General features: G+C 71.8%; 21 protein-coding genes. 11 read left to right on the top strand and 10 right to left on the bottom strand.

The window, feature by feature from the left end; genetic code table 11:
• Positions 1–36: 36 nt before the first annotated feature.
• Positions 37–2,226 carry a catalase/peroxidase HPI gene (gene katG, locus ACFYZS_RS21925; protein ID WP_389015017.1) on the bottom strand — a complete coding sequence of 730 codons (2,190 nt, stop codon included), beginning with the start codon at positions 2,224–2,226 and terminating at the stop codon, positions 37–39.
• A 275-nt stretch (positions 2,227–2,501) separates the two neighbouring features.
• Here katG and ACFYZS_RS21920 point away from each other — a divergent pair, with 275 nt between their 5' ends.
• The gene (locus ACFYZS_RS21920) at positions 2,502–2,777 is read left to right on the top strand and encodes an isoamylase early set domain-containing protein (protein ID WP_030863784.1); all 276 of its coding nucleotides are present in this window, start codon (positions 2,502–2,504) and stop codon (positions 2,775–2,777) included.
• Positions 2,778–2,864: 87 nt separating this feature from the next.
• On the opposite strand, the gene ACFYZS_RS21915 is transcribed toward ACFYZS_RS21920, so the two are convergent.
• From ACFYZS_RS21915 to ACFYZS_RS21905, 3 genes are read right to left on the bottom strand one after another with little or no spacing between them, the layout of a single operon-like run.
• Positions 2,865–3,851: a cation diffusion facilitator family transporter gene (locus ACFYZS_RS21915; protein ID WP_389015013.1), complete on the bottom strand. Its 987-nt coding sequence runs from the start codon at positions 3,849–3,851 to the stop codon at positions 2,865–2,867.
• Positions 3,852–3,891: 40 nt separating this feature from the next.
• Positions 3,892–4,371: a hypothetical protein gene (locus ACFYZS_RS21910; RefSeq protein ID WP_389015010.1), complete on the bottom strand. Its 480-nt coding sequence runs from the start codon at positions 4,369–4,371 to the stop codon at positions 3,892–3,894.
• 1 nt (position 4,372) lies between these two features.
• A complete protein-coding gene (locus ACFYZS_RS21905) occupies positions 4,373–4,915 on the bottom strand; it encodes a hypothetical protein (protein ID WP_389015008.1) in 543 nt (180 codons plus the stop codon).
• A 293-nt stretch (positions 4,916–5,208) separates the two neighbouring features.
• Here ACFYZS_RS21905 and ACFYZS_RS21900 point away from each other — a divergent pair, with 293 nt between their 5' ends.
• The 4 genes from ACFYZS_RS21900 (at position 5,209) to ACFYZS_RS21885 (ending at position 8,109) form a co-directional block, all read left to right on the top strand.
• Entirely contained in the window at positions 5,209–5,682 is a 474-nt protein-coding gene (locus tag ACFYZS_RS21900) for a DUF6328 family protein (RefSeq protein ID WP_389015005.1), read from the top strand.
• Positions 5,683–5,767: 85 nt separating this feature from the next.
• Entirely contained in the window at positions 5,768–5,974 is a 207-nt protein-coding gene (locus ACFYZS_RS21895) for a hypothetical protein (RefSeq protein ID WP_389015002.1), read from the top strand.
• A 204-nt stretch (positions 5,975–6,178) separates the two neighbouring features.
• Positions 6,179–6,895 (top strand): tRNA-dependent cyclodipeptide synthase, encoded by a 717-nt coding sequence (locus ACFYZS_RS21890; RefSeq protein ID WP_389014999.1) that lies wholly within the window; start codon positions 6,179–6,181, stop codon positions 6,893–6,895.
• Positions 6,892–8,109, top strand: coding sequence for a cytochrome P450 (locus tag ACFYZS_RS21885; protein WP_389014996.1), 1,218 nt, complete (start codon positions 6,892–6,894; stop codon positions 8,107–8,109). Before ACFYZS_RS21890 ends, ACFYZS_RS21885 begins: the two co-directional genes overlap by 4 nt.
• Before the next feature lie 79 nt (positions 8,110–8,188).
• Here the strand turns inward: ACFYZS_RS21885 and ACFYZS_RS21880 are convergent, their stop codons facing one another.
• From ACFYZS_RS21880 to cseB, 4 genes are all read right to left on the bottom strand, one after another.
• The gene (locus ACFYZS_RS21880) at positions 8,189–10,750 is read right to left on the bottom strand and encodes an ABC transporter permease (RefSeq protein ID WP_389014993.1); all 2,562 of its coding nucleotides are present in this window, start codon (positions 10,748–10,750) and stop codon (positions 8,189–8,191) included.
• 55 nt (positions 10,751–10,805) lie between these two features.
• Positions 10,806–11,588: an ABC transporter ATP-binding protein gene (locus ACFYZS_RS21875; protein ID WP_389014990.1), complete on the bottom strand. Its 783-nt coding sequence runs from the start codon at positions 11,586–11,588 to the stop codon at positions 10,806–10,808.
• 135 nt (positions 11,589–11,723) lie between these two features.
• Positions 11,724–13,007 (bottom strand): sensor histidine kinase, encoded by a 1,284-nt coding sequence (locus ACFYZS_RS21870; protein WP_389014987.1) that lies wholly within the window; start codon positions 13,005–13,007, stop codon positions 11,724–11,726.
• A gap of 5 nt (positions 13,008–13,012) precedes the next feature.
• Positions 13,013–13,792, bottom strand: coding sequence for a two-component system response regulator CseB (gene cseB, locus ACFYZS_RS21865; RefSeq protein WP_389014985.1), 780 nt, complete (start codon positions 13,790–13,792; stop codon positions 13,013–13,015).
• 373 nt (positions 13,793–14,165) lie between these two features.
• Here cseB and ACFYZS_RS21860 point away from each other — a divergent pair, with 373 nt between their 5' ends.
• From ACFYZS_RS21860 to ACFYZS_RS21835, 6 genes are all read left to right on the top strand, one after another.
• Positions 14,166–14,576, top strand: coding sequence for a VOC family protein (locus tag ACFYZS_RS21860; RefSeq protein ID WP_389014982.1), 411 nt, complete (start codon positions 14,166–14,168; stop codon positions 14,574–14,576).
• Between the two features lie 37 nt (positions 14,577–14,613).
• Positions 14,614–15,018 carry a helix-turn-helix transcriptional regulator gene (locus ACFYZS_RS21855; RefSeq protein ID WP_389014979.1) on the top strand — a complete coding sequence of 135 codons (405 nt, stop codon included), beginning with the start codon at positions 14,614–14,616 and terminating at the stop codon, positions 15,016–15,018.
• 5 nt (positions 15,019–15,023) lie between these two features.
• The gene (locus ACFYZS_RS21850) at positions 15,024–15,647 is read left to right on the top strand and encodes a glyoxalase (protein WP_389014976.1); all 624 of its coding nucleotides are present in this window, start codon (positions 15,024–15,026) and stop codon (positions 15,645–15,647) included.
• A gap of 95 nt (positions 15,648–15,742) precedes the next feature.
• Positions 15,743–16,186 (top strand): iron chaperone, encoded by a 444-nt coding sequence (locus ACFYZS_RS21845; protein WP_389014973.1) that lies wholly within the window; start codon positions 15,743–15,745, stop codon positions 16,184–16,186.
• A 64-nt stretch (positions 16,187–16,250) separates the two neighbouring features.
• The gene (locus ACFYZS_RS21840; RefSeq protein ID WP_389014970.1) at positions 16,251–16,808 is read left to right on the top strand and encodes a DinB family protein; all 558 of its coding nucleotides are present in this window, start codon (positions 16,251–16,253) and stop codon (positions 16,806–16,808) included.
• Between the two features lie 74 nt (positions 16,809–16,882).
• The gene (locus ACFYZS_RS21835) at positions 16,883–18,124 is read left to right on the top strand and encodes an ROK family transcriptional regulator (RefSeq protein ID WP_389014968.1); all 1,242 of its coding nucleotides are present in this window, start codon (positions 16,883–16,885) and stop codon (positions 18,122–18,124) included.
• Here the strand turns inward: ACFYZS_RS21835 and ACFYZS_RS21830 are convergent.
• Positions 18,121–18,894: a CAP domain-containing protein gene (locus ACFYZS_RS21830; protein WP_389014965.1), complete on the bottom strand. Its 774-nt coding sequence runs from the start codon at positions 18,892–18,894 to the stop codon at positions 18,121–18,123. The two genes, ACFYZS_RS21835 and ACFYZS_RS21830, sit on opposite strands and share 4 nt — an antisense overlap.
• 440 nt (positions 18,895–19,334) lie before the next feature.
• The gene (locus ACFYZS_RS21825; protein WP_389014962.1) at positions 19,335–20,570 is read right to left on the bottom strand and encodes an alkaline phosphatase family protein; all 1,236 of its coding nucleotides are present in this window, start codon (positions 20,568–20,570) and stop codon (positions 19,335–19,337) included.
• Between the last annotated feature and the right edge of the window lie 21 nt (positions 20,571–20,591).

Raw genomic sequence — 20,591 nt, 5'->3', positions numbered from 1 at the left:
TCGGACTCAGGCACTGACTCTAGAGGGAGCCGGTGCTCAGCGCAGATCGAACCGGTCGAGATTCATCACCTTGTCCCACGCGGACACGAAGTCGCGTACGAACTTCTCTCCCGCGCCCTCGCAGGCGTACACCTCCGAGAGGGCCCGCAGCTGCGAGTGCGAACCGAAGACGAGGTCCACGGCGGTGGCCGTCCACTTGACCTCGCCCGAGGCGCGATCGTGCCCCTCGAACACGTTCTCGGACGCGGCCGACGCCTTCCACTGCGTACCCATGTCGAGCAGGTTGACGAAGAAGTCGGTGGTCAGCGACTCCGGCCGGTCGGTGAAGACGCCGTGCCGGGACCGCCCGAAGCCGGTGTTCAGGGCGCGCATCCCGCCGATCAGGACCGTCATCTCCGGAGCGGTGAGATTCAACAGGTTGGCGCGGTCCAGCAGGAGGGTCTCCGGTGCGAGCTTCTCACCCTGCCGGAGGTAGTTGCGGAACCCGTCGGCCCTGGGCTCGAGCACCGCGAACGCGTCCACGTCGGTCTGCTCCTGCGAGGCGTCCGTACGACCCGGCGAGAACGGGACCGTCACCTCGTACCCGGCGTTCTTCGCGGCCTTCTCGACGGCCGCGCACCCGCCCAGGACGATCAGGTCGGCGAGCGAGACCTTCGTCCCGCCCGTCGCGGAGGCGTTGAAGTCCTGCCGGATCTGCTCGAGGGTCCCCACCACCTCGCCCACCTCGGGCACGGCGTTGCTCTCCCAGTCCCGCTGCGGCGCGAGCCGGATCCGGGCCCCGTTGGCCCCGCCGCGCTTGTCGGTGCCGCGGAAGCTCGCCGCGGACGCCCAAGCGGTGGTGACCAGTTGGGGGATCGACCGTCCCGAGGCGAGGATCTTCTCCTTGAGGGCGGCGACGTCCGCGTCCGACACCAGCGGGTGATCGACGGCGGGGACGGGGTCCTGCCACAGCTGCGGCTCCGCGACCCACGGGCCGAGGTAGCGGGGCAGGGGGCCCATGTCGCGGTGCAGCAGCTTGTACCAGGCCTTGGCGAAGGCCAGGGCGAGCTGGTCCGGATTCTCGTGGAAGCGCTTCGCGATCGGTGCGTAGACCGGGTCGACCTTGAGCGCGAGGTCCGTCGTCAGCATCATCGGAGCGTGCCGCTTCGACGGGTCGTGGGCGTCGGGCACCGTGCCCTGGGCCGCCGGGTCCGTGGGGGTCCACTGGTTGGCGCCGGCGGGGCTGGTCGTCAGCTGCCACTCGTACCCGAACAGGTTGTCCAGGTAGCCGTTGTCCCACTTCGTCGGAGCGGTGGTCCAGGCGCCTTCGAGCCCGCTCGTGAGCGTGTCGACGCCGACGCCGGTGCCGGACGCGTTCTTCCAGCCGATGCCCTGCTGCTCGATGGGGGCCGCTTCGGGTTCGGGACCGATGTAGGCGGGGTCCGTGGCACCGTGGCACTTTCCGAACGTGTGGCCGCCGATGATGAGCGCCAGCGTCTCCTCGTCGTCCATCGCCATGCGCGCGAACGTCTCGCGGATGTCGCGGGCGGCGGCCCGCGGGTCGGGGTTTCCGTTGGGCCCCTCCGGATTGACGTAGATCAGCCCCATCTGCACGGCGCCCAGAGGGCCGGAGAGTTCCCTGTCGCCGCTGTAGCGTTCGTCGCCCAGCCAGGTGTCCTCGGGCCCCCAGAAGATCTCCTCGGGTTCCCAGGTGTCCTTCCGTCCGAATCCGAATCCGAACGTCTTGAGCCCCATGGATTCGATGGCGCAGTTCCCGGCGAAAATCAGCAGGTCGGCCCATGAGATCTTCGGCCCGTACTTCTGCTTCACGGGCCAGAGCAAACGGCGCGCCTTGTCCAGGCTCGCATTGTCCGGCCAGCTGTTGAGGGGGGCGAAGCGCTGGGAGCCCGCGCCGCCACCGCCCCGGCCGTCGGCGATGCGGTACGTACCGGCGGCATGCCAGCTCATCCGGATGAACAGCGGCCCGTAGTGGCCGTAGTCGGCGGGCCACCACTCCTGGGACGAGGTCATAACCTCGAAGACGTCCCGTTTCAGCGCCTCGACATCGAGGGTTGCGAACTCCTTCGCGTAGTCGAAGTCCTCGCCCATCGGATCGGACAGGGGTGAATGCTGGTGGAGGACCTGCAGGTCCAGCTGGTTCGGCCACCAGTCCCGGTTCGTCCTGGGCCGAGGCGGCGCGGGGGTCGGGGAGGGAATTGCTGGGTTCTCGCTTTCGCTGCCGGACACGTCCGCCCTTCTTCCTGTCTCGGTGTCTTCTGCTGCTCTGGTTCTGCCGCTGGCTTGTGATTTCCGGGCGTCCGTATGGTCGCGCACCGCAGACCGCGCGGCCGCGAGAACACGCAGAACTCTTCCGGCCGCTGAGGAATTCGGGAAAAGGCGGGTTTTCGGATCAACGTGATCGGCCCGGACGGGTGACGTGTCCCGCGTTGCGGCGGGTCGCGGGTCGGGGGCGGGCCGGGCCGTCAGGATGGCCCCCTCCCGACAGTGAGAAGGAGTTGTTCGTGCTCGAGAGACAGCGTCGTAAGAACGCCACCGAGGTCACCTTCGTGCTGCCCGACGGGGACCCGCCCGGCCCGGTCAGCGTCGTGGGAACGTTCAACGGCTGGCAGCCCGGCTCCCACGTGCTCGAATCCCGCCCCGACGGGACGCGCGCGGTGACGGTGGCGCTCCCGGCGAAGGTCACCCACTCCTTCCGCTACCTCGCGGCGGGGGACTACTGGTTCAACGACGAGAGCGCCGACGGCCACGACGGCCCCAACTGCCGCCTGCAGACCTGATCCCGGCCCCGGCCGCCGTCCGCCCCTGCCCGCACGGGAGGGGCGGACGGCGGCCGGCACGCGCGACGCGCGAGGCCGCGATGCCGGTCAACGGGCGGAGCCCGCGGCGCGGCGGGCCGCCGCGGCGTCCGTGACGTCGAGGAACACCTGGTCCAGCTCGGGCCAGCGCTCCTTCAGCTCCGCCCTGATGCGGACCATCGCGTCCTCGACGGTCTCACTGTCGTACCCGGGCGTCAGGTCGACGCTCGCGGCCAGCAGCGCCGAATCAGGACTCAGCCGCATGGTCAGCAGGGCGGTCACCGAATCGACCTCCGGCTGCTCCCGCAGCAGCTCCCGTACCCCGCGCAGCACCGCGGGATCGGCCGCCTCCCCGATCAACTGGGCCCGGGCGCCCTTGCCGAGCGTGTACGCCACGTAGACGAGCAGGACGCCGATCAGGATGGAGGCGCACGCCTCGTACGCCATCTGCCCGGTCGCCATGTGCAGGCCCATCCCCGCCATGGCCAGCAGGACGCCCGCGCAGGCCGTGCCGTCCTCCGCGAGCACGGTCCGCAGCGCCGGGTCCCGGCCCTCCCGGATCTCCTCGCGCACGCTGCGGCCGGCGGCCGCGGCCGCGCCGCGGACCTGGCGGACGGCGCGGACCAGCGAGGCCCCCTCGGCGAGCAGTGCCACGAAGAGCACGACGAAGCCGATCAGATACCCCTCGTGAGACTCGGATCCGCCCGAGCGGAACGCCTCGATGCCCTGGAAGACCGAGAAGCAGCCTCCGGTGACGAAGATGCCGACGGCGGCCAGCAGGGACCAGAAGTAGCGCTCCTTGCCGTAGCCGAAGGGGTGGCGCCGGTCGGCCGGACGCCGGCTGCGCTTGACCGAGGCCAGCAGGAAGACCTCGTTCAGGCTGTCGGCCACCGAGTGGGCCGCCTCGGACAGCAGCGCCGGAGAGGCGGCGACGATGCCGCCGACGGCCTTGGCGACGCAGATGACCAGATTGGCCGCGAGGGCCACCCACACGGTGAAGCGGGTCTCGCTGTCCTGTTTCCGCTTCCGCGCGGAGTGCGTACGGGATTCGCCCATGGCCTAGGCCCGCCCGGCTCGGGGCCGCCTCAGCACGCCATCAGGTGTTCAGCAGCCGGTTGAAGAACGAGCGGTAGCGCTGCAGGGACAGCCGCAGCTCCTCCGTGGCCACCTCCTCGCCGCGGCCCCACTGGTCGACCAGCGACTGCTTGTGGTCCGCGAAGGAACGGGCGAGCGTCTGCATCACCTCGGCGACCAGGGTGTCCGCGGAGCGCACCGCGTCCTGCGGGTCGTCCACGAAACGGCCCTGGATCTCGCGCCACGCCGTCCGGTACTCCTCGGTCTCCTTGCCGTCGAGCAGGGGCTGGTCCGCCACCTCGTCGGGAGCGTTCGCCTCCGCGGCCGGCGCGCCTTCCTCCTCCCCGGTGGCCTGCGCGGCCTCAGGGGTGGCTTCCGGGGTGGCCTCGCCGGGGTAGACCGCCGCCCGGCCGGGGTCGGCCAGGTCCTGCGTGCTCAGACCGCTGCCGCCCGGGCGCTCCTCGCCCTCGGCGCGGCCTTCGAATTCACCGTTGTCGCGCATGTCATCGACCTCCTCGGTCGCTCAGCAGTTCGTCGAACAGGGCGCGGTAGTGCACCATCGCCCCGCGGAGCTCCTCGGTCGTCGCCTGCCCGTCGGTGCTGCGCACCTTGACCGAGTGCGCCGCGCGATAGTGCTGCAGGGTGCCCGCATGGGTGACCGACAGGTCGCGGATCTTCTCGTCGTAGCCCTCGGTGGGGTAGCCGCGTTCCTTCATCAGCCGGGACACCAGCTCGTCGGCCTGTGTCACGGACCCTTCGGGGCGGTCCACGAAGTGCTGTTGCACCTCGGTCCAGTCCTGCGCGTACGCGCGGCGGCGATCCTCGGGCAGCTCCTTGATGTCGAGATCGGCGTGGCGCTCCTCGCGGGCGCGCAGCTCCCGGTCGGCGGCCAGCCGGCCGCCTTCCTGCTCGACGGTGCGCTCGTACTCCTGTCCGAACCTGTCCTGCAAGCGGCGCCGTCGCGCCAGCATCGCCAGTCCGACCGCGAGTGCGATCAGTACGATCGCCACGGGCACGATGATGGCGATCAGTGTTCCCGTTGACATGGTGGGCCTCCGTTCCGGGGGCTCGTTCATCGATGTGGCGGTGAACTCCCGGACGACCGGTCTGTCCTGGTCGCATCTCGTACCGGGTCCCTTCCGTACGGGGCGCCTGCCCCGGCGGGAGCGTCTCAATCAACGCCGCGCGCTCGCCTGCGCGCTCGCCTGCGGCGCCCGGAGGCCGAATGGCCCCGCCACCGCCGCGCGTGCGAACCGGGGTCGCACTAGGGTCGGAAAGCGGACGCCGGCGGCAGACGGAATGCACCGGGCCGCGTCCCCTGCGGAGGAGGTCCGCGCCCATGCCGGACGATCGGGACGAGACCCCGGCGGAGCGTGCCGACCGCCGCTGGAACGAGACGCTCCAAGAGGTGCGCGTGGCCCAGACCGGGGCCCAGATCCTCTTCGGCTTCCTGCTCAGCGTCGCCTTCACCCCGCGCTTCGCCACGCTGGGCCCCTTCGACCGGGGCCTGTACGTCGTGACGGTGGCGCTGGGCGCCCTGGCCACCGGGACCATGATCGCTCCGGTGGCGTACCACCAACTCCTGGCCGGACACCACCTCAAGCCGCAGCTGGTCCGGGCGGCGGGCCGGCTGGTCTCCGTCGGCATCGTGCTCCTCGCGCTGACCGTGACCCTCTCGGTGCTGCTCCTGCTGAGGGTCGCCACCTCGCACTGGATCGCCTGGCCGGTGACGGCGTGCGTCACGGGCTGGTTCGTGATCTGCTGGCTGGTGATGCCGAGCATGCTCCTGCGCAGCCGCACCGGGAACGGGTGAGGGGCGGAGCGGCTCGGGTTTCCCGCGCCGGGGGCCGGGCAGGCGCGGCGCGGGGACGGTACGACGCTTCAAGGAGTGACGGGCCATGGAAGACCAAGGCGGCGCCGGAGGCGCACCCCTGCACGGTCACGGAGACAAGGAACGGCGCCGCGCCCCGCACGCGGGCAAGGAGGAGCACGCCGTCCGGGCGGCGGACACCGACGAGGCGAGCCGTCTCGACCGGCCGGGAGGGACCCCGAAGAAGGGCCCCGGACCGGTCCGCGAGATCCCTCACGAGGAGTCCGGGGACTGACCCGCCGGGGTCGGTTCCCGGGGGTCGGCGGATCCGCCGATGGGGAAGATCGTATGATCGCACAGCTTGTGCGGCATAAATCCGTAGAGTAACCGGTCGGTAGCTCTGGATCATCGGGCCTGTTCTCGGTAGCGTCATGTCTCGCGTCGCCACACCCAGGGCACACGGCCCTGCGGGACTCGCGGCGCAGGGGAATTACTCACGTTGACGACTGCCATTCAAGGCATCTTCGCCGTCCGTCCCTATACGCCTCACTGCCAGGTCATCCACGACGAGGGAGACCATGCCGTCATAGGCATCTCGTCCGGGAACTCCTATTTCACCCACGACCGCGTGCTCGCACTCGCCCGGTGGGGACTCGACCACTTCCGGCAGGTCGACCTCATCTGGACCGACATGCACGTCGCCGAGATGTTCGTGGCACTCGGCTACCCCGAGGTCGAAGCGCAGCGCAAGGCGGTGAAGAACCTCCGCGGAGTGCGCGCCAAGGTCACCTCCGCCGTCGCCGCCCTCGACCCCGAAGGGGAGCGGCTGCGCGGCCGCCCGATGTCCGCGCTCCTCGAACTCCCCGCCTACCAGCGCATCCGCTCCGGGCTCGACACCCTCATGGCCGACGACCCGGAGTTCCGCGAGGTGTGCGACCAGCTCGCGGCCCGGTTCCTCGCCGACAAGCTGGGCGGCCGGCCGCCGACCGAGCTGCAGCGCGAGGTGTGCATCAAGTACGTGTGCGCCGAAGTGCCGCTGTTCCTCGACACGCCGGCCATCCTCGGCGTCTCCTCCTCCCTCAACTGCTACCACCAGGCACTGCCGTTGGCCGAGCTGCTGTACGCACGGGGCTGGGGACTGCGCGCCTCGCGCAATCAGGGCCACGCCGTCATCACCCCCGCCGAAGAACGCGAAGAACAGGACCGCCCCGCATGACCAGCACCATCGAACCCATCGCGGCGGCCCCGGCCGACGAGCTCACCCGGTTCCCGTTCGACGCCAACGGCACGCGACTGCCCGACGAGATCGCGCACCTCCTCACCAACGAGCCGGTCAAGAAGGTCCGCACCATCGCCGGGGCGGAAGCCTGGCTCGTGTCCTCGTATCGCCTGTGCAGGCAGGTGCTCGACGACCCCCGGTTCTCCCTCAAGGACACCTCCGCCGAGGGCGCACCCCGCCAGTACGCACTGACCATCCCCCCGGAGGTGGTCAACAACATGGGGAACATCACGGGCGCCGGGCTGCGCAAGGCCGTGATGAAGGCCCTGAACCCGAAGGCCCCCGGTCTGGAGGAGTGGCTGGTCGGCCACGCGCACGCACTCGTCGACCAGCTCGTCGCCACCGGGGTGCCGGCCGACCTGCGCCGCGACTTCACCGTCCCGTACTCCACCGGACTGCACTGCCACATCCTCGGCATCCCCCAGAGCGACGGCCCCGACCTCTACCGGTCGCTGCACGTCGCGTTCATGAACAGCCCGCGCCCCATCCCCGCGGCGGGCATCAACTGGGACCGCGACATGGGCCACATGGTCGGCCGGCTCGACGATCCGGCGACGACGGGGCTCATGGCCGAACTCGCCGCCCTGCGCAACGACCCCGACTACGCGCACCTGACCGACGAGATGCTCGCCACGGTCGGGGTCACGATGTTCGGCGCCGGCGTCATCAGCGTCATGGGGTTCCTCACCATGGCCCTCGTTTCGCTGATCCAACACCCCGAGCTCAAGGCCGAGTTGATCGCCGACCCGGCGCTCATCCCCGCCGCCGTGGACGAGTTGCTCCGCATCAACCTGTCGATCGCGGACGGGCTGCCCAGGATCGCCACCGAGACCATGCAGCTCGGCGACGTCACCGTCCGGAAGGGGGAGTTGGTCCTCGTCCTCGTCGAGGCCGCGAACCACGACCCCGCCGAGTTCGAGGACCCGCACACGGTGCGCCTCGACCGGCCGAACCCGAACGCGCACCTCTCGTTCGGCGGCGGCGGCCACTACTGCCCGGCCACCGCCCTGGGCAAGCGGCACGCGCAGATCGCCATCGAAGTGCTCCTGGAGCGGCTGCCCGGACTCGACCTGGCCGTGCCGATCGAGCAACTCGTCTGGCGCACGGGGTTCATGAAGCGGATCCCCGAGCGGATGCCCGTGCTCTGGTGAGCCCGTCGGGGGAGTGAGTGCACGGCGCCGAGGGCCGGGTCCGACCAGCCCGGCCCTCGGCGGTGTCCGTGTACGTCCGTCACCTCTCCGCCACGGCCTCCAGCGGGCTCAGGGAGGCGGCGCGGCGGGCCGGCACGGCGGCCGCGAGCGCGCCGATCGTCAGGGACACCAGGCATACGAGGAGCAGCGTCCCCCAGGGCAGCGCCAGGGAGTACTCCTTCATGGCGCCGTTGGCCAGCGAGCCGACGCCCCAGGCCCCGAACAGCCCGCCCGCCAGGCCCAGCAGCGTGCCGAAGGCGGCGACGGTCACCGACTCCAGGCGGACCATCCGCCGGATCCCGGCACGGTCCATGCCGACGGCGCGCAGGACGCCGATCTCGCGCGTGCGGTCCGCGACCGACATGGCCAGGGTGTTGACGATGCCGAGCAGCGAGATCACCGTACCGATCGCGAGCAGCCCGTACATCAGGGTCAGCAGGTCGGCCAGGGAGCCGGCCGCCTCGTCGACGAGTGCCTGCCGGTCCTTCACCTGCACCAGCGGGCTGTTGCCCGCGGCGGCGCGCAGCCTGTCCTCGGTGGCCTTCGAGACCGCCGCGCCGTCGGTGCGTACGAGGATCCGCTGGACGGAGTCGGGCAGGAAGGCGTCCCGCTGTACGTCGGAACGCGAGCCCAGCACCTCCCCGGCGGTCGGGTTGTCCTCGTAGACCCCGACGACGGTGTACTGCGTGAACTCCTGGTTGCGGCCGATGCGGGCCTTGACCTGGCTGCCCGCGCTCACGCCCTGCTCCCGGGCCGCGGTGGCGGACAGGGCGATCCGGCCCGGTCCCAGGTCCTTCAGGGAGCCGCTGACGAAGTCGAGCTTCATGACCTCGCCGACCGCGGCGGGGTCGACGCCGGCGATCCCGCGGACACCGCCGCCGGTGAAGACGGTGGAGTCCGCGACACCGGCCGCGGTCCGCACCCCGGGGGTGCCCGCCACCCGCTTCTCGGTGCCCGGGTCGATGGCGGTCATGGTGCCGCTGCTGGCGATCACGTAGTCGGCGCCGAGGCCGGCGGCGGCCTGCCGGTCCAGGGCCTGCCCGGTGGAGTTCCCGATGACGGCGAGCCCGGCGACCAGTGCCGTACTGACGATCAGGGCGGAGGCGGTGGCCGCGGTGCGCCGGGGGTCGCGCAGCGCGTTCTCGCGGGCGAGGTGCCCGGTGATCCCGAATCGGCCGGTCAGGCGTCCGGTCAGCCGGATGACGGGGACGGCGAGCAGCGGCGCCAGCACGATCAACGCGACGACGAGCAGGGCGCAGCCGAACATCGCGTTCTGCAGGTTCTCCTCCGAGGCGTCCTTCGCCCCCGTGAGGGAGACCAGCAGTCCGGCGCCGGCGAGGAGCAGGAGCAGTCCCACCCCGCCGCGGACCCGGGAAGCGGTCGCGGAGGGCGGCTGCTCGCAGCTGCGCAGGGCCTCGATGGGCGCGACCCTCGCCGCCTTGCGGGACGGCAGCCAGGCGGCGAGCACCGTGATGCCCACGCCGACGCCGAGCGCCGCCACGACGGGCAGCGGGCCGATCACCAGGGGGCCGTCGGGCAGGGTGTCCTGCGAGGTGCTCAGGAGGCCGGGCAGTACGGAGGCGATGCCGAGCCCGAGGACGAAGCCGGCCGCCGAGGAGACCAGGCCGAGCAGGACCGCCTCCCAGAGGAGGGAGCGGACCACCTGGCGGCGCGAGGAGCCGATGGCCCGCAGCAGGGCGATCTCGCGGGTCCGCCGGGCGACGAGCATGGTGAAGGTGTTGACGATGAGGAAGGAGCCGATGAAGAGCGCGACCCCGGCGAAGACCATCGGCATCTTCTGGTGGCCGCGGGTCAGGGTGTCGGTGTAGGTGGCCTGCTGGACCGCCTGGGCCGTGCCGGTGACGGCCTCGGCCCCGTCGGCCGGGAGCAGGGCGGTGATCCGCTCGGCGAGCCGGAACTCGTCCGTGCCGGGCTTGGCGGACACGTCGATCGACGTGTACCGGCCGGGGGAGGCGAACAACTCCTGGGCGGTCGCGGTGTCGAACACGGCGAGGGTGCCGCCTGCGGTCACCCGCGAGTCCTCGGTCCCGACGATGCCCACGAGCCGCTTCTTCAGGACCGGGCCGTCGGTGGCCAGCGTGACCACGTCGCCGATCTTGAACCCGCCGGCCGCCGCCGTGCCGCCGTCCACGGCGAGCTCCCCGGCGCCGCGCGGCGCACGGCCCTCGACCAGCGGATACCGGGCGTCCTTGCCGTCCCGGCCGGGTACGTAGGCGGCGGCCAGGTTCGACCAGGCCCTGCCGGCCCGCAGCGGACGGCCGTCCGAGCCGTTCAGGGTCGCGGAGCCGTCGGCCGCCGGCCGCGCGGCGGCGACGCCGGGCACCTCGGCCAGCTTCCGTACGAGCGCGTCGTCGAGGGCACCGGGCGTCTCCTCCCCGGCTCCGGGCGGGCCGGACTTCGGGGTCACGGTGACCGCGATGCCCGCGAAGTTCTTGGACGCGGCGGCGCGGTAGGCGGCGGCGGAGGACTCCGCGAAGACGAGGGTGCCGCAGACGAACGCGACACCCAGGCAGACCGCGAGGACGGTCATGACCAGACGGGCCTTGTTCGCCAGGACGTTGCGCAGGGCTGTTCTCAGCATGGGCGGCTTTCGGGGACGTGGGCGTACGGGGAGGGCCGGGGGAGTCCGGTCGGGATCAGCTGGTGCGGGAGCGGGTGTCGAACGCCTTCATCCGGTCCAGCACCCGCTCCGGGGTGGGACGGGACATCTCGTCGACCAGGCGGCCGTCGGAGAGGAAGACCACGCGGTCGGCATAGCCGGCGGCGACGGGATCGTGCGTCACCATGACCACGGTCTGGCCGAGCTCGCGCACCGAGTCGCGCAGGAAGCCCAGCACTTCGGCGCCGGCGCGGGAGTCGAGATTGCCGGTGGGCTCGTCGCCGAAGATGATCGCGGGCCGGGAGGCCAGGGCGCGGGCCACCGCCACGCGCTGCTGCTGCCCGCCGGACAGCTGGCCGGGCCGGTGGCCGAGCCGCTGGGAGAGGCCGACCATGGAGACCACGCGGTCCAGCCACTGCCCGTCGGGGCGGCGGCCGGCGATGCTCAGGGGCAGCGTGATGTTCTCCAGCGCGGTCAGCGTCGGCAACAGGTTGAAGGCCTGGAAGATGAAACCGATCCGGTCGCGGCGCAGCTCGGTGAGCTGCCGGTCGTCCAGCGTGCTCAGTTCGGTGGTGCCGATGCGTACGGAGCCGGAACTGACCGAGTCGAGCCCGGCGGCGCAGTGCATCAGGGTCGACTTGCCGCAGCCGGAGGGGCCCATGATCGCGGTGAACTCGCCCTCCCGGAAGGAGACGCTGACCCGGTCCAGGGCGACGACACGGGTGTCGCCGCTGCCGTAGACCTTGGACAGTTCGCTGGTGGCGGCCGCGAACCCGGTCGTCGGGTGCGGTGCGAGGGCGTCAAAGGGTGCGGCGGTCACGGGGACTCCTCTTCGGTGCGGGTGGATGCACTTCGAAGGGTGTCCGGGACGTGTATCGGGGTCCGGGCCGCCGTGTATCGGCGTCCGCTCCGCTGCGTATCAGTCGTGTAGGCGGTGGGGCGGGCCCTGCCGGGTTCAGGGCGACGGCAGGCGCAGGGCGGCGACCGCGCCGCCGTCGGGGGCGTTGTCCAGGCGCAGCTCGGCGCCGAGCACCCGGGCCTGGCCGAGGGCGATGGTCAGGCCCAGGCCGTGGCCCGAGCCGCGCTCCGCGGCGCCCGTGTGGAAGCGGCGCGGACCCTCGCGCAGCAGATCAGCGGGGAAGCCGGGGCCGTGGTCGCGCACGACGACGGTGCGGCCCGCGACCGTGACCTCCACCGGGGCCGCGCCGTGCCGGTGGGCGTTCACGACGAGGTTGCCGACGATCCGTTCGAGGCGGCGCGGATCGGTCTCCACGGTCTCCGGTCCGACGGTCCCGCCGGCCGCCGTGCCCGCGGAGTCGGTCAGGGTGACCGACGCGTCGAATCCGGTGCGCGCCACGGCCTCGCGGACGACCTCACCGAGCGGCACGTGGGCGCGTACCGGCTGCTCGGCGCCCGCGTCCAGCCGGGAGATCTCCAGCAGGTCCTCGACCAGAGCGCGCAGATCGCGTACGCGGCCCCGCACCAGGTCCTCGGTCTCGCCGGCCGGCAGCAGGTCGGTGGCGGCCAGCAGACCGCCGACGGGGGTGCGCAGCTCGTGGGCCACGTCCGCCGTGAACTGCCGCTCGGTCCGCAGCCGCCGGCCGAGACTGTCGGCCATGAGGTCGACGGTGGCGGCGATGTCGGCCACCTCGTCGCCGCCCTTGGTCGGCCCGGTACGGGCGTCCAGGTCACCGGCGGAGATCCGGCCCGCGGTCTCGGAGACCCGCCGCAGCCGGCGGCCGAGCAGCCCGGCCCCGTAGGCCGCCAGCGGCACGGCCGCCGCGAGCGAGACCAGGGAGGCCACCGCCATGCTCGCGTCGAGCCGGCGCAGCTCGTGGAGCTCGGTGTTCATGCTGACCTGGACGGCCAGCACCGGGCTGCCCGGGCCGCCGACCCGCTGGGCACCCCAGACGCTCGGCCCGACGTTGTCGTCGACGTGCCCGTCGTAGGCCGTGTGCCGGTCGCCGTCGGCCGGGCGGTTCAGCGCGAGGGGCAGCTCGGCGGGGTCGAGCTCGGCGCCGTCCACCAGCGTCCCGGTGCGCCGGTACGTCTCCATGGCCGCGTACACGCCGTTGAACGCCCGCATCTGGGCCCGGCCGCGGATGTCGCTCGCGGTCCACAGGTGTACGAGCACGGCGACGGCCACCGCGACCAGGCAGGCGGTGGCCGCGGCCAGCGCGGCGATCTTCCAGCGCAGGGAGAGGCGGTCCGGGCGGGGCAGGCGGTGGTACGGGCGCACCGGTCTCAGCGCCTGAGCTTGTAGCCGAAGCCGCGGACCGTCTCGATCCGGTCCCGGCCGAGCTTCCGGCGCAGCCGCTGCACGCACAGGTCCACGACCCGGCTGTCGCCGTCCCAGCCGTACTCCCAGACGTTGCGCAGCAGGGTGTGCCGTTCCAGTACGACGCCCGGGTGGGCGGCGAACTCCAGCAGCAGCTTCAGCTCGGTCGGGGTCAGTGCCACCGGGCTCCCGGAGACGAAGACCTCCAGGCCGCCGGTGTCGAGGGTCAGGTCCCCGAAGACCAGCAGGTCCCCCCGGGCCGGGGCCGGCTCCCCGCCCGCGCGGCGCTCGGCTCCCGAGGCCGGGGGAGCGTACGTCGCCCGGCGCAGCAGCGAGCGGATGCGGGCCACGAGTACGTAGGTGTCCACGGGCTTGACGACGTAGTCGTCGGCCCCGGCCTCCAGGCCGGCCACGATGTCGAGCCCGTCGCCGCGGGCGGACATCATCAGGATCGGCACCAGGCTGGTCTCCCGGACCCTGCGGCACAGGCCGATGCCGTCCAGGCCGGGCAGCATCACGTCCAGGATCAGCAGGTCGAAGCCGCCGCCGCTCTCTGCGTCTGCATCTGCGTCGGCGGGGCCGTCGCGGAAGAGCTCCAGCCCGGCCAGGCCGTCGGCCGCGGCCTTCACCCGGTAGCCGTAGCGTTCGAGGGCGACGGCGAAGGACCGGCGCATCAGCTCGTCGTCCTCCACCAGCAGCACGCGCACGGGGCGCGCGGAGGCCGGGGCGGGGGCGGGCGAGGACACGGGGAGGGCTCCTGTGGGGGCGGACGAAAGGGGCGGCGGGCGACCCGGAAAGGAACGATACGGCAGGTGGCGGGCGCGCCGACGGCGTCGCCGACCCGGCCTCCCGCTTCGATGGGCAACCAAGCGCTCCCTGATACGCGGCCGATACAAAGCGCCGCCGCGGACGCACTCTGGTTGCCGCTCCGGGCCCGCGGGGCTTGACTGAAACGCATGGACGAATCACGCCGGGCCTGGATCATGATCTTCGGCATCCTCTTCGTGATCTTCGCCGATCTCGCGGCGATCGTCTTGATGAACACCGTCGGAAAGTGACCGGCGGGCAGATCACGAATGGAGAAGCGCGGGGCGCCGGGCCGGAACTAACGTGTTGGTCATGGACATCACCATTCACACGAGCTTCCTGCCGCACGACGACCCGGAGGCCGCCCTGGGCTTCTACCGCGACACCCTCGGGTTCGAGGTCCGCAGCGACGTCGGCCACGGCACGATGCGCTGGATCACCGTCGGCCCGGCAGGCCGGCCCGGTACGTCCATCCTGCTCGCGCCGCCGGCCGCCGACCCCGGCATCACCGACGCCGAGCGCCGCACCATCGTCGAGATGATGGCCAAGGGCACCTACGGCTGGATCCTGCTGGCCACCCGGGACCTCGACGCCACCTTCGAGAAGATCCAGGCCGGCGGAGCCGAGGTGGTCCAGGAGCCGACCGAGCAGCCGTACGGCGTCCGCGACTGCGCCTTCCGCGACCCCGCGGGCAACCTGGTCCGCTTCCAGGAACTGAGCTGAGCCGCGACACCGAGCAGAGGCAGAGGGGGATTCCCGCATGTGCAATCCCGCGTGGGGGCGCGCGCTCACCGAGGCGCAGCGCCTGAAGGACTTCGCCCGGCTGCGCCGCGTCCGCGACCGCATCGACCGGGAGTACGCGCAGCCGCTGGACGTCGAGTCGCTCGCCCGCGGCGCGGGCATGGCGGCCGGGCACCTCAGCCGGCAGTTCCGGCTCGCGTACGGGCATTCGCCGTACGCCTATCTGATGGCGCGTCGCATCGAGCGCGCGGTCGTGCTGCTGAGCCGGGGCGACCTCACCGTCACCGAGGTCCGCCGCGTGGTCGGCTGCTCCTCGCCCGCCGCCTTCGGCGCCCGCTTCACCGAGCTGGTCGGCGTACCGCCGAGCGCCTGCCAACCGGTCAGGAATCGAGAAGCACCGGCGGCCCTGGCGCACCTAGCGTGAGGGACATGAACTCCATCGCATCCGTCACCCTCGAGGTGGCCGACACCACGGCCGCCGACCGCTTCTACACCGCCTTCGGCCCGGGCACCGGGATCCGCCTGCGCACGTCGCAGGAGCCGACGACCGGCTTCCGCGGGTTCGCGCTCTCGCTCACCGTGTCCCGGCCGTCCGTGGTCGACGGCTTCATGGGAGCCGCCCTCGACGCCGGTGCCACGCCGCTGAAGCCCGCCGCGAAGTCCTTCTGGGGCTACGGCGGCGTCGTACGGGCACCGGACGGCACGATCTGGAAGGTCGCCACCTCCGAGAAGAAGGACAGCGGTCCGGCGCCGCTGCGGTTCGACGAGATGGTGCTCCTGCTGGGATGCGCGGACGTGGCCGCGAGCAAGCGGTTCTACGTGGACCGCGGGCTCACCGTCGCGAAGAGCTTCGGCAGCAAGTACGTGCAGTTCGACGCCCCGCCCGGTGGCGTCAAGCTGGCGCTGTACGGGCGCCGCGCCCTCGCCAAGGAGGTCGGCGTCCCCGCCGACGGCACGGGATCGCACCGGCTGCTGCTCGGCGGCGCCGGCGGGGCCTTCGCCGACCCGGACGGTTTCGCGTGGCAGGCCGCATCGCCGGCGTCCACGCCCTGACCGCGCCCACCGACCACCGACCGACCGCCCCGCCCCGCACCTCCCCTTGGTCCGACCGACCGATTCCCAGCCCTTGTCGAGAGAGGACGCCCGTCATGGCGAACACGGAGAAGTACGACGGATTCACGGCCGAAGAGCGGGAGGCGATGAAGCAGCGCGCCGGCGAGCTGAAGGCCACCGCGCGCCGCGGCTCGCGCGCGGCCAAGGCGGACGGGGACGCCGAGGTGCGGGCGAAGATCGCCGAAATGCCGGACGCGGACCGTGTCATCGCCGAGCGCATCCACGACATCGTCAAGGCCAACGCACCCGAGCTCGCGCCGAAGCTCTGGTACGGAATGCCCGCGTACGCTCGGGACGGGAAGGTCGTCTGCTTCTTCCAGAGCGCCCGGAAGTTCAAGACCAGGTACGCCACGCTCGGCTTCAGCGACCTCGCGCGGCTGGACGAGGGCGCCATGTGGCCGGCCGCCTACGCCCTGACCGGGCTGACGCCCGACGACGAGGCGCGGATCGGCGCACTCGTCAAGCGCGCGGTGAGCTGAGGCAAGGGCGCGGGTCGGCGAATTCAGTGGCGGGGCCGGGTCGTCACGGACGACCATGCCACGCATGAGCGATCAACCCGCGCGATGGACCAGGGCAACCGTCTACCCCGACATGTGGGCCGACCCGGACCAAGACCCCCGCAACAACGACAGCAGCCCGGACGGCGAGCTCGCGACCCTGCAGGACTTCCTGGCCAACTACCGCATCACCCTGCGGATGAAGTGCGAGGGCCTGGACGCGGAGCAGCTCGCCCGCCGGTCGGTGCCTCCCTCGACGATGTCGCTGCTCGGCCTGGTCCGGCACCTCGCCGAGGTGGAACGGGACTGGCGCAACTGGATCGCCGACGGCGAACCGCTGCCGAAGCTGTACGGCGCGAAGGACGCGGACTTCCACGGAGCCGTCGCCGATCAGGCGGTGGTCGATGCCGCGCACGCCGATCTGGAGCGCGAGCAGGCCGCGACCGACGCGGCGCTGGCCCGCCACCCGGATCTGGGCGAGCGCGTGGGGAAGGACAAGATCGCGGTCCGGGAGCTGATGGTGCACCGGATCGAGGAGTACGCCCGGCACTGCGGCCAGGCCGACCTGCTGCGCGAGTGCGTCGACGGAAGAGTGGGTCAGTAAGGGCTCACGGTCCGGCGCACCCGGCGCCGGTATCATGCAGACGAAGATCTTCTGACAGTCGACCAGGGGTACGAGTGACGAACCGAACGCCCGGCGTACCCCGGGTCCTGCGCACCTTGAACGACCGCGCCGCCCTGGAGCTCCTGCTGGAGCAGGGACCGCTGTCCCGCGCCCAGATCGCCCGGCTGTCCGGCCTCTCGAAGCCGACGTCCTCCCAGATGCTGGCCCGCCTGGAGGAGTCCGGCCTCGTCGTGGCCGGCGGTACCTCCGCCGGGCACCGGGGACCGGCCGGCCTGCTGTACACCCTCAACCCGGCGGCGGCGTACGTGGTCGGACTCGACGTGACACCGGGCCTGATCCGCGCGGCGGTCGCGGACCTCACGGGGCGGACGATCGGAACGTACGAGCTCACCGACCCCGAGGCGTGCGGCGACGAGGTCGAACAGGTGGTCGCGGCCGTCGAGGGCGCCGCGCGGGCGGCCGGGCTCGGCTCCGACGCCGTCCACCGGGTCGTCGTCGGCGTCCCGCGGGCCTTCGACCACCGCGAGGGCCGGCTCCGCTACCCCAGCCACCTGCAGGGCTGGCAGTCGCCGACCCTGCTGCGGGAGCTGGCGGCCGCCCTCCCGATGCCGGTCCACTGCGAGAACGACGTGAACCTCGTCGCCATCGCCGAGGGGCGCGCCGGAGCGGCCCGGGGGTACGAGGACTTCTTCCTGCTGTGGAACGAGGAGGGCATCGGCGCCGCCATGATGTTCGGCGGCCGCCTGCACCGCGGGCGTACGGGCGGGGCGGGCGAGGTCGGCTTCATGCCCGTGCCCGGCACCCCGCTGGTGCGGAACCCCGAGGTGGCGGAGACCGGCGGGTACCAGGACCTGGCGGGCCACCAGGCGGTGCCCGCGATGGCGCGCAGGCTGGGCATCGACCACGTCGTGGCCGGCGCGGAGCCGCACGCGGGCCCCGGGCGCGGCGGGGCGGCCGACCCGGTGCTCGAGGAGGCCGTGGCCATCCTCCGGCGGGCCTCGACCGAGGCCGAAGGCCCGTACCGCAAGGTGCTGGAGGAGTTCGCGACGGGCGTCGCCACCGGCCTGTCCTCGATCGCCGCCGTGCTCGACCCCGAGCTCGTGGTCCTCTGCGGCGGGGTGTTCCTCGCGGGCGGCGAGCCGCTGCGCGCCCTGGTCGAGGCCGAGCTCGCCGAGCTGTCCGCCTGCCAGCCGCCCCTGGTGCTCGGCGACATCCGCGAACACCCCGTCCTGCGCGGGGCACTGGAGTGCGCCCTGGCCGCGACGCGGGACGAGGTGTTCGACACCTCCCGCTAGCGGGCCGTACCGAAGTCCTGCGTCCAGTAGGAGTTCGGCTGCGCGAGGCCGACGCCGATCTCCTTGAAGGCACAGTTGAGGATGTTCTCGCGGTGCCCGGGGCTGTTCATCCAGCCGGTCATGACCTGCTCGGGCGTGCTGTAGCCGTACGCGACGTTCTCGCCGTACGTCGTCCAGTTGAAGCCGCTGCGCGTGATGCGCTCGCCCGGGTCCGAACCGTCGGAGCCGGTGTGCGACATGTTGGAGTGCGAGGCCATGTCCTGGCTGTGGTTCAGCGCGGCGGCCGTCAGCTTCGGATTGACGGTGAGCGCCGAGCAGCCGACCTTCGCGCGCTCCTTGTTCACGAGGGCTACCACCTCGGCGGCCGGACCGGAGGCCCCGCCCGTCGGGGTGGCCGGCTGCTCCGCGGTGGCCGCAGCCGTGGGCTTCGCCGGGGCCGGGCGCGCGGGCTTCGCCGCGGGGGGCTGCCGTGTCGGCTCGGTGGCCTGCTGCTCCGGCTCCGGGGCCTGCGTGGTCTGCGCGGCCGGAGTGGCCGTCGCCGTCTCGACCGGGAGCGGGGCGTCCGTCGGCTCCGCCACGGTCTGGATCGACTCGGTGGGGGAGGGGGCGGTGTGGGAGGGGCGCATGCCGTGCCTGCCGCCGGCCTTCGCCCCACCCGCCTCGTTCGTGTGCAGGCATGCCATGGCGGCCGTGGGTATGCCCACGAGGCCGAGGGTGACGGCGGCGATGGTTATTTTCTTGTAGTGCGTCTTCTTGCGGTGCTTGTGCATGCGTGACCTCACGTGGTTTCTGCGATGCGTCCTGCGCCTGAGCTGCTGGAGCGCGGGGGCCGGGCCGCCATTCTTAGAAGCCCCGGAAGGGGCTGGCAAGTCTCGCCGCCGGGCCGCGCGGCAGCGCCGGGCGCCGGGCTTGAAAAGGGCGGACAGTCGTGCTGACCGGGTGGTCGGCCGGCCGCGTGAGATCGGGATCCACCATCAGACACGGTTGTGACGTGGCAAGTTGCCGCTGAGGGTGTTGTTGCCGGTGATACCCATGTCGGGCGAAGAGGGGAATGTCGATTCGAGTGGGACAAATATCGACATGTCGGGGAGAGGTGAACGGACGTAATGCTTCCGTGATCAGTTGCCCCGTGGTGATGCATGTCACTGTTTCGCATGGAACCAAGCGCGGCCTCGGGGGCGGGCGGTGTGCGCCCGCCCCCGGCCGTTGATCAGAACCAGTTGATGGTGAGGGGGAAGGTGGTGGTGGCGGTGGTGGGGGTGGTGTCGGTGGCGGTGGCGGTGATCTGGAGGGTTCCGGTGGCCCAGGGTTTGCCGGTGATGCGGCCGGTGTTGGTGTCGATGGTGAGGCCGAAGGGGAGTCCGGTGGCGGTGTAGCGGAGGGCGGGTTTACCTCCGGTGGCGGTGAGTTGGATGGTGCAGGTCTGGTTGAACTTGCAGGTCTGGGGGCCGGGGTCGGCGAGCTTGAGATCACCGGGAGTGGGGGTGGGAGTGGGCGTCGGCGTGGGGGTGGGCGTCGGGGTCGTGGAGCCGTCGAAGACCTCCGTGATCGGCTGGACGTTCGCCGCGTTGCCCGCGTGCGTCGCCGTGCCGAACAGGTCCTCGAAGGTGCGCAGCAGATGGTGGTGGTTGAAGGCGGTGGCGTACTTGCCGGTCTTCACCTTCGCCCCGTGGAAGACCGTGGCGATCTGGTTGGAGCCGAGGTAGTTGTCCTCATCCCAGGTCAGGACAAGCAGGCTGTTGTTGGCCTTCGCCCACTGCGCGTACGCGTCGAGGTTGTTCCTCGTCCACGTGTCACCCGTGTTCACCGAGCACGAGTGCATGTCGTTGCACTGGTTCGGTACGACGAAGGACAGGTTCGGCAGCGCCCCGAAGTTGTTCTGCGGGAATTGCGCCCAGGTCTTCCCCGTGTTCAGCGGCACGTTCTTGAAGGCGAACCACGGGTTGTGCTTCTGCGCGTACTGGCCGTTGGTGCAGGCCGTGGACCCCTCGGCCGGCAGGTCCTCGTTGTACGTGGCGAACGTCTTCCCGGCCGCGATCAGCTCCTGCCCGAGGTTGGCCGCGCTCATCGACTGCGGGGTGTAGCAGCCATCCCCGGTGATGCCCTGGGTGGCGCCGGAGAACAGGTTGAAGTAGTTCGGCTGGCTGGGGTGGGTCAGCGCCTTCATGCCGGTCAGGCTGGCGCCGCCGTTCGCGAGCTGGTTGACGTACGGGGCGTTCGCGCTGCCGATGATCTCGCCGTACTGCTTGTTCTCGTACACGACGACCACCACGTGGTCGTACGTCGGCAGGGCGGCGGCCGCGGGTGTCCGCGCGGTCGCCGAGCCCGTCTCGGCGGCCTGCGAGCCGGCCACGGAGAAGGCGCCCAGCAGGCAGAGCGCGCCGAGTGCGGCCGCGAGCGCGGACCGGCGGGCCCTGCGTCTCGTGGCGGCCATGGGTGAGGGCATGAGCGGTTCCTCCTGGGTGTG

The organism is Streptomyces sp. NPDC001903 (genome assembly GCF_042891345.1).
GTDB lineage: Bacteria > Actinomycetota > Actinomycetes > Streptomycetales > Streptomycetaceae > Streptomyces.
This window is presented reverse-complemented; position numbering and strand designations above follow the sequence as displayed.

What these genes read in the sequence shown, in the direction of transcription:
- ACFYZS_RS21915 (WP_389015013.1), bottom strand. Translation starts at nt 3,851, where the DNA reads ATGGGCGAATCCCGTACGCACTCCGCGCGGAAGCGGAAACAGGACAGC.
- ACFYZS_RS21910 (WP_389015010.1), bottom strand. Translation starts at nt 4,371, where the DNA reads ATGCGCGACAACGGTGAATTCGAAGGCCGCGCCGAGGGCGAGGAGCGC.
- ACFYZS_RS21905 (WP_389015008.1), bottom strand. Translation starts at nt 4,915, where the DNA reads ATGTCAACGGGAACACTGATCGCCATCATCGTGCCCGTGGCGATCGTA.
- ACFYZS_RS21900 (WP_389015005.1), top strand. Translation starts at nt 5,209, where the DNA reads ATGCCGGACGATCGGGACGAGACCCCGGCGGAGCGTGCCGACCGCCGC.
- ACFYZS_RS21895 (WP_389015002.1), top strand. Translation starts at nt 5,768, where the DNA reads ATGGAAGACCAAGGCGGCGCCGGAGGCGCACCCCTGCACGGTCACGGA.
- ACFYZS_RS21885 (WP_389014996.1), top strand. Translation starts at nt 6,892, where the DNA reads ATGACCAGCACCATCGAACCCATCGCGGCGGCCCCGGCCGACGAGCTC.
- ACFYZS_RS21880 (WP_389014993.1), bottom strand. Translation starts at nt 10,750, where the DNA reads ATGCTGAGAACAGCCCTGCGCAACGTCCTGGCGAACAAGGCCCGTCTG.
- ACFYZS_RS21860 (WP_389014982.1), top strand. Translation starts at nt 14,166, where the DNA reads ATGGACATCACCATTCACACGAGCTTCCTGCCGCACGACGACCCGGAG.
- ACFYZS_RS21855 (WP_389014979.1), top strand. Translation starts at nt 14,614, where the DNA reads ATGTGCAATCCCGCGTGGGGGCGCGCGCTCACCGAGGCGCAGCGCCTG.
- ACFYZS_RS21850 (WP_389014976.1), top strand. Translation starts at nt 15,024, where the DNA reads ATGAACTCCATCGCATCCGTCACCCTCGAGGTGGCCGACACCACGGCC.
- ACFYZS_RS21845 (WP_389014973.1), top strand. Translation starts at nt 15,743, where the DNA reads ATGGCGAACACGGAGAAGTACGACGGATTCACGGCCGAAGAGCGGGAG.
- ACFYZS_RS21840 (WP_389014970.1), top strand. Translation starts at nt 16,251, where the DNA reads ATGAGCGATCAACCCGCGCGATGGACCAGGGCAACCGTCTACCCCGAC.
- ACFYZS_RS21830 (WP_389014965.1), bottom strand. Translation starts at nt 18,894, where the DNA reads ATGCACAAGCACCGCAAGAAGACGCACTACAAGAAAATAACCATCGCC.
- ACFYZS_RS21825 (WP_389014962.1), bottom strand. Translation starts at nt 20,570, where the DNA reads ATGCCCTCACCCATGGCCGCCACGAGACGCAGGGCCCGCCGGTCCGCG.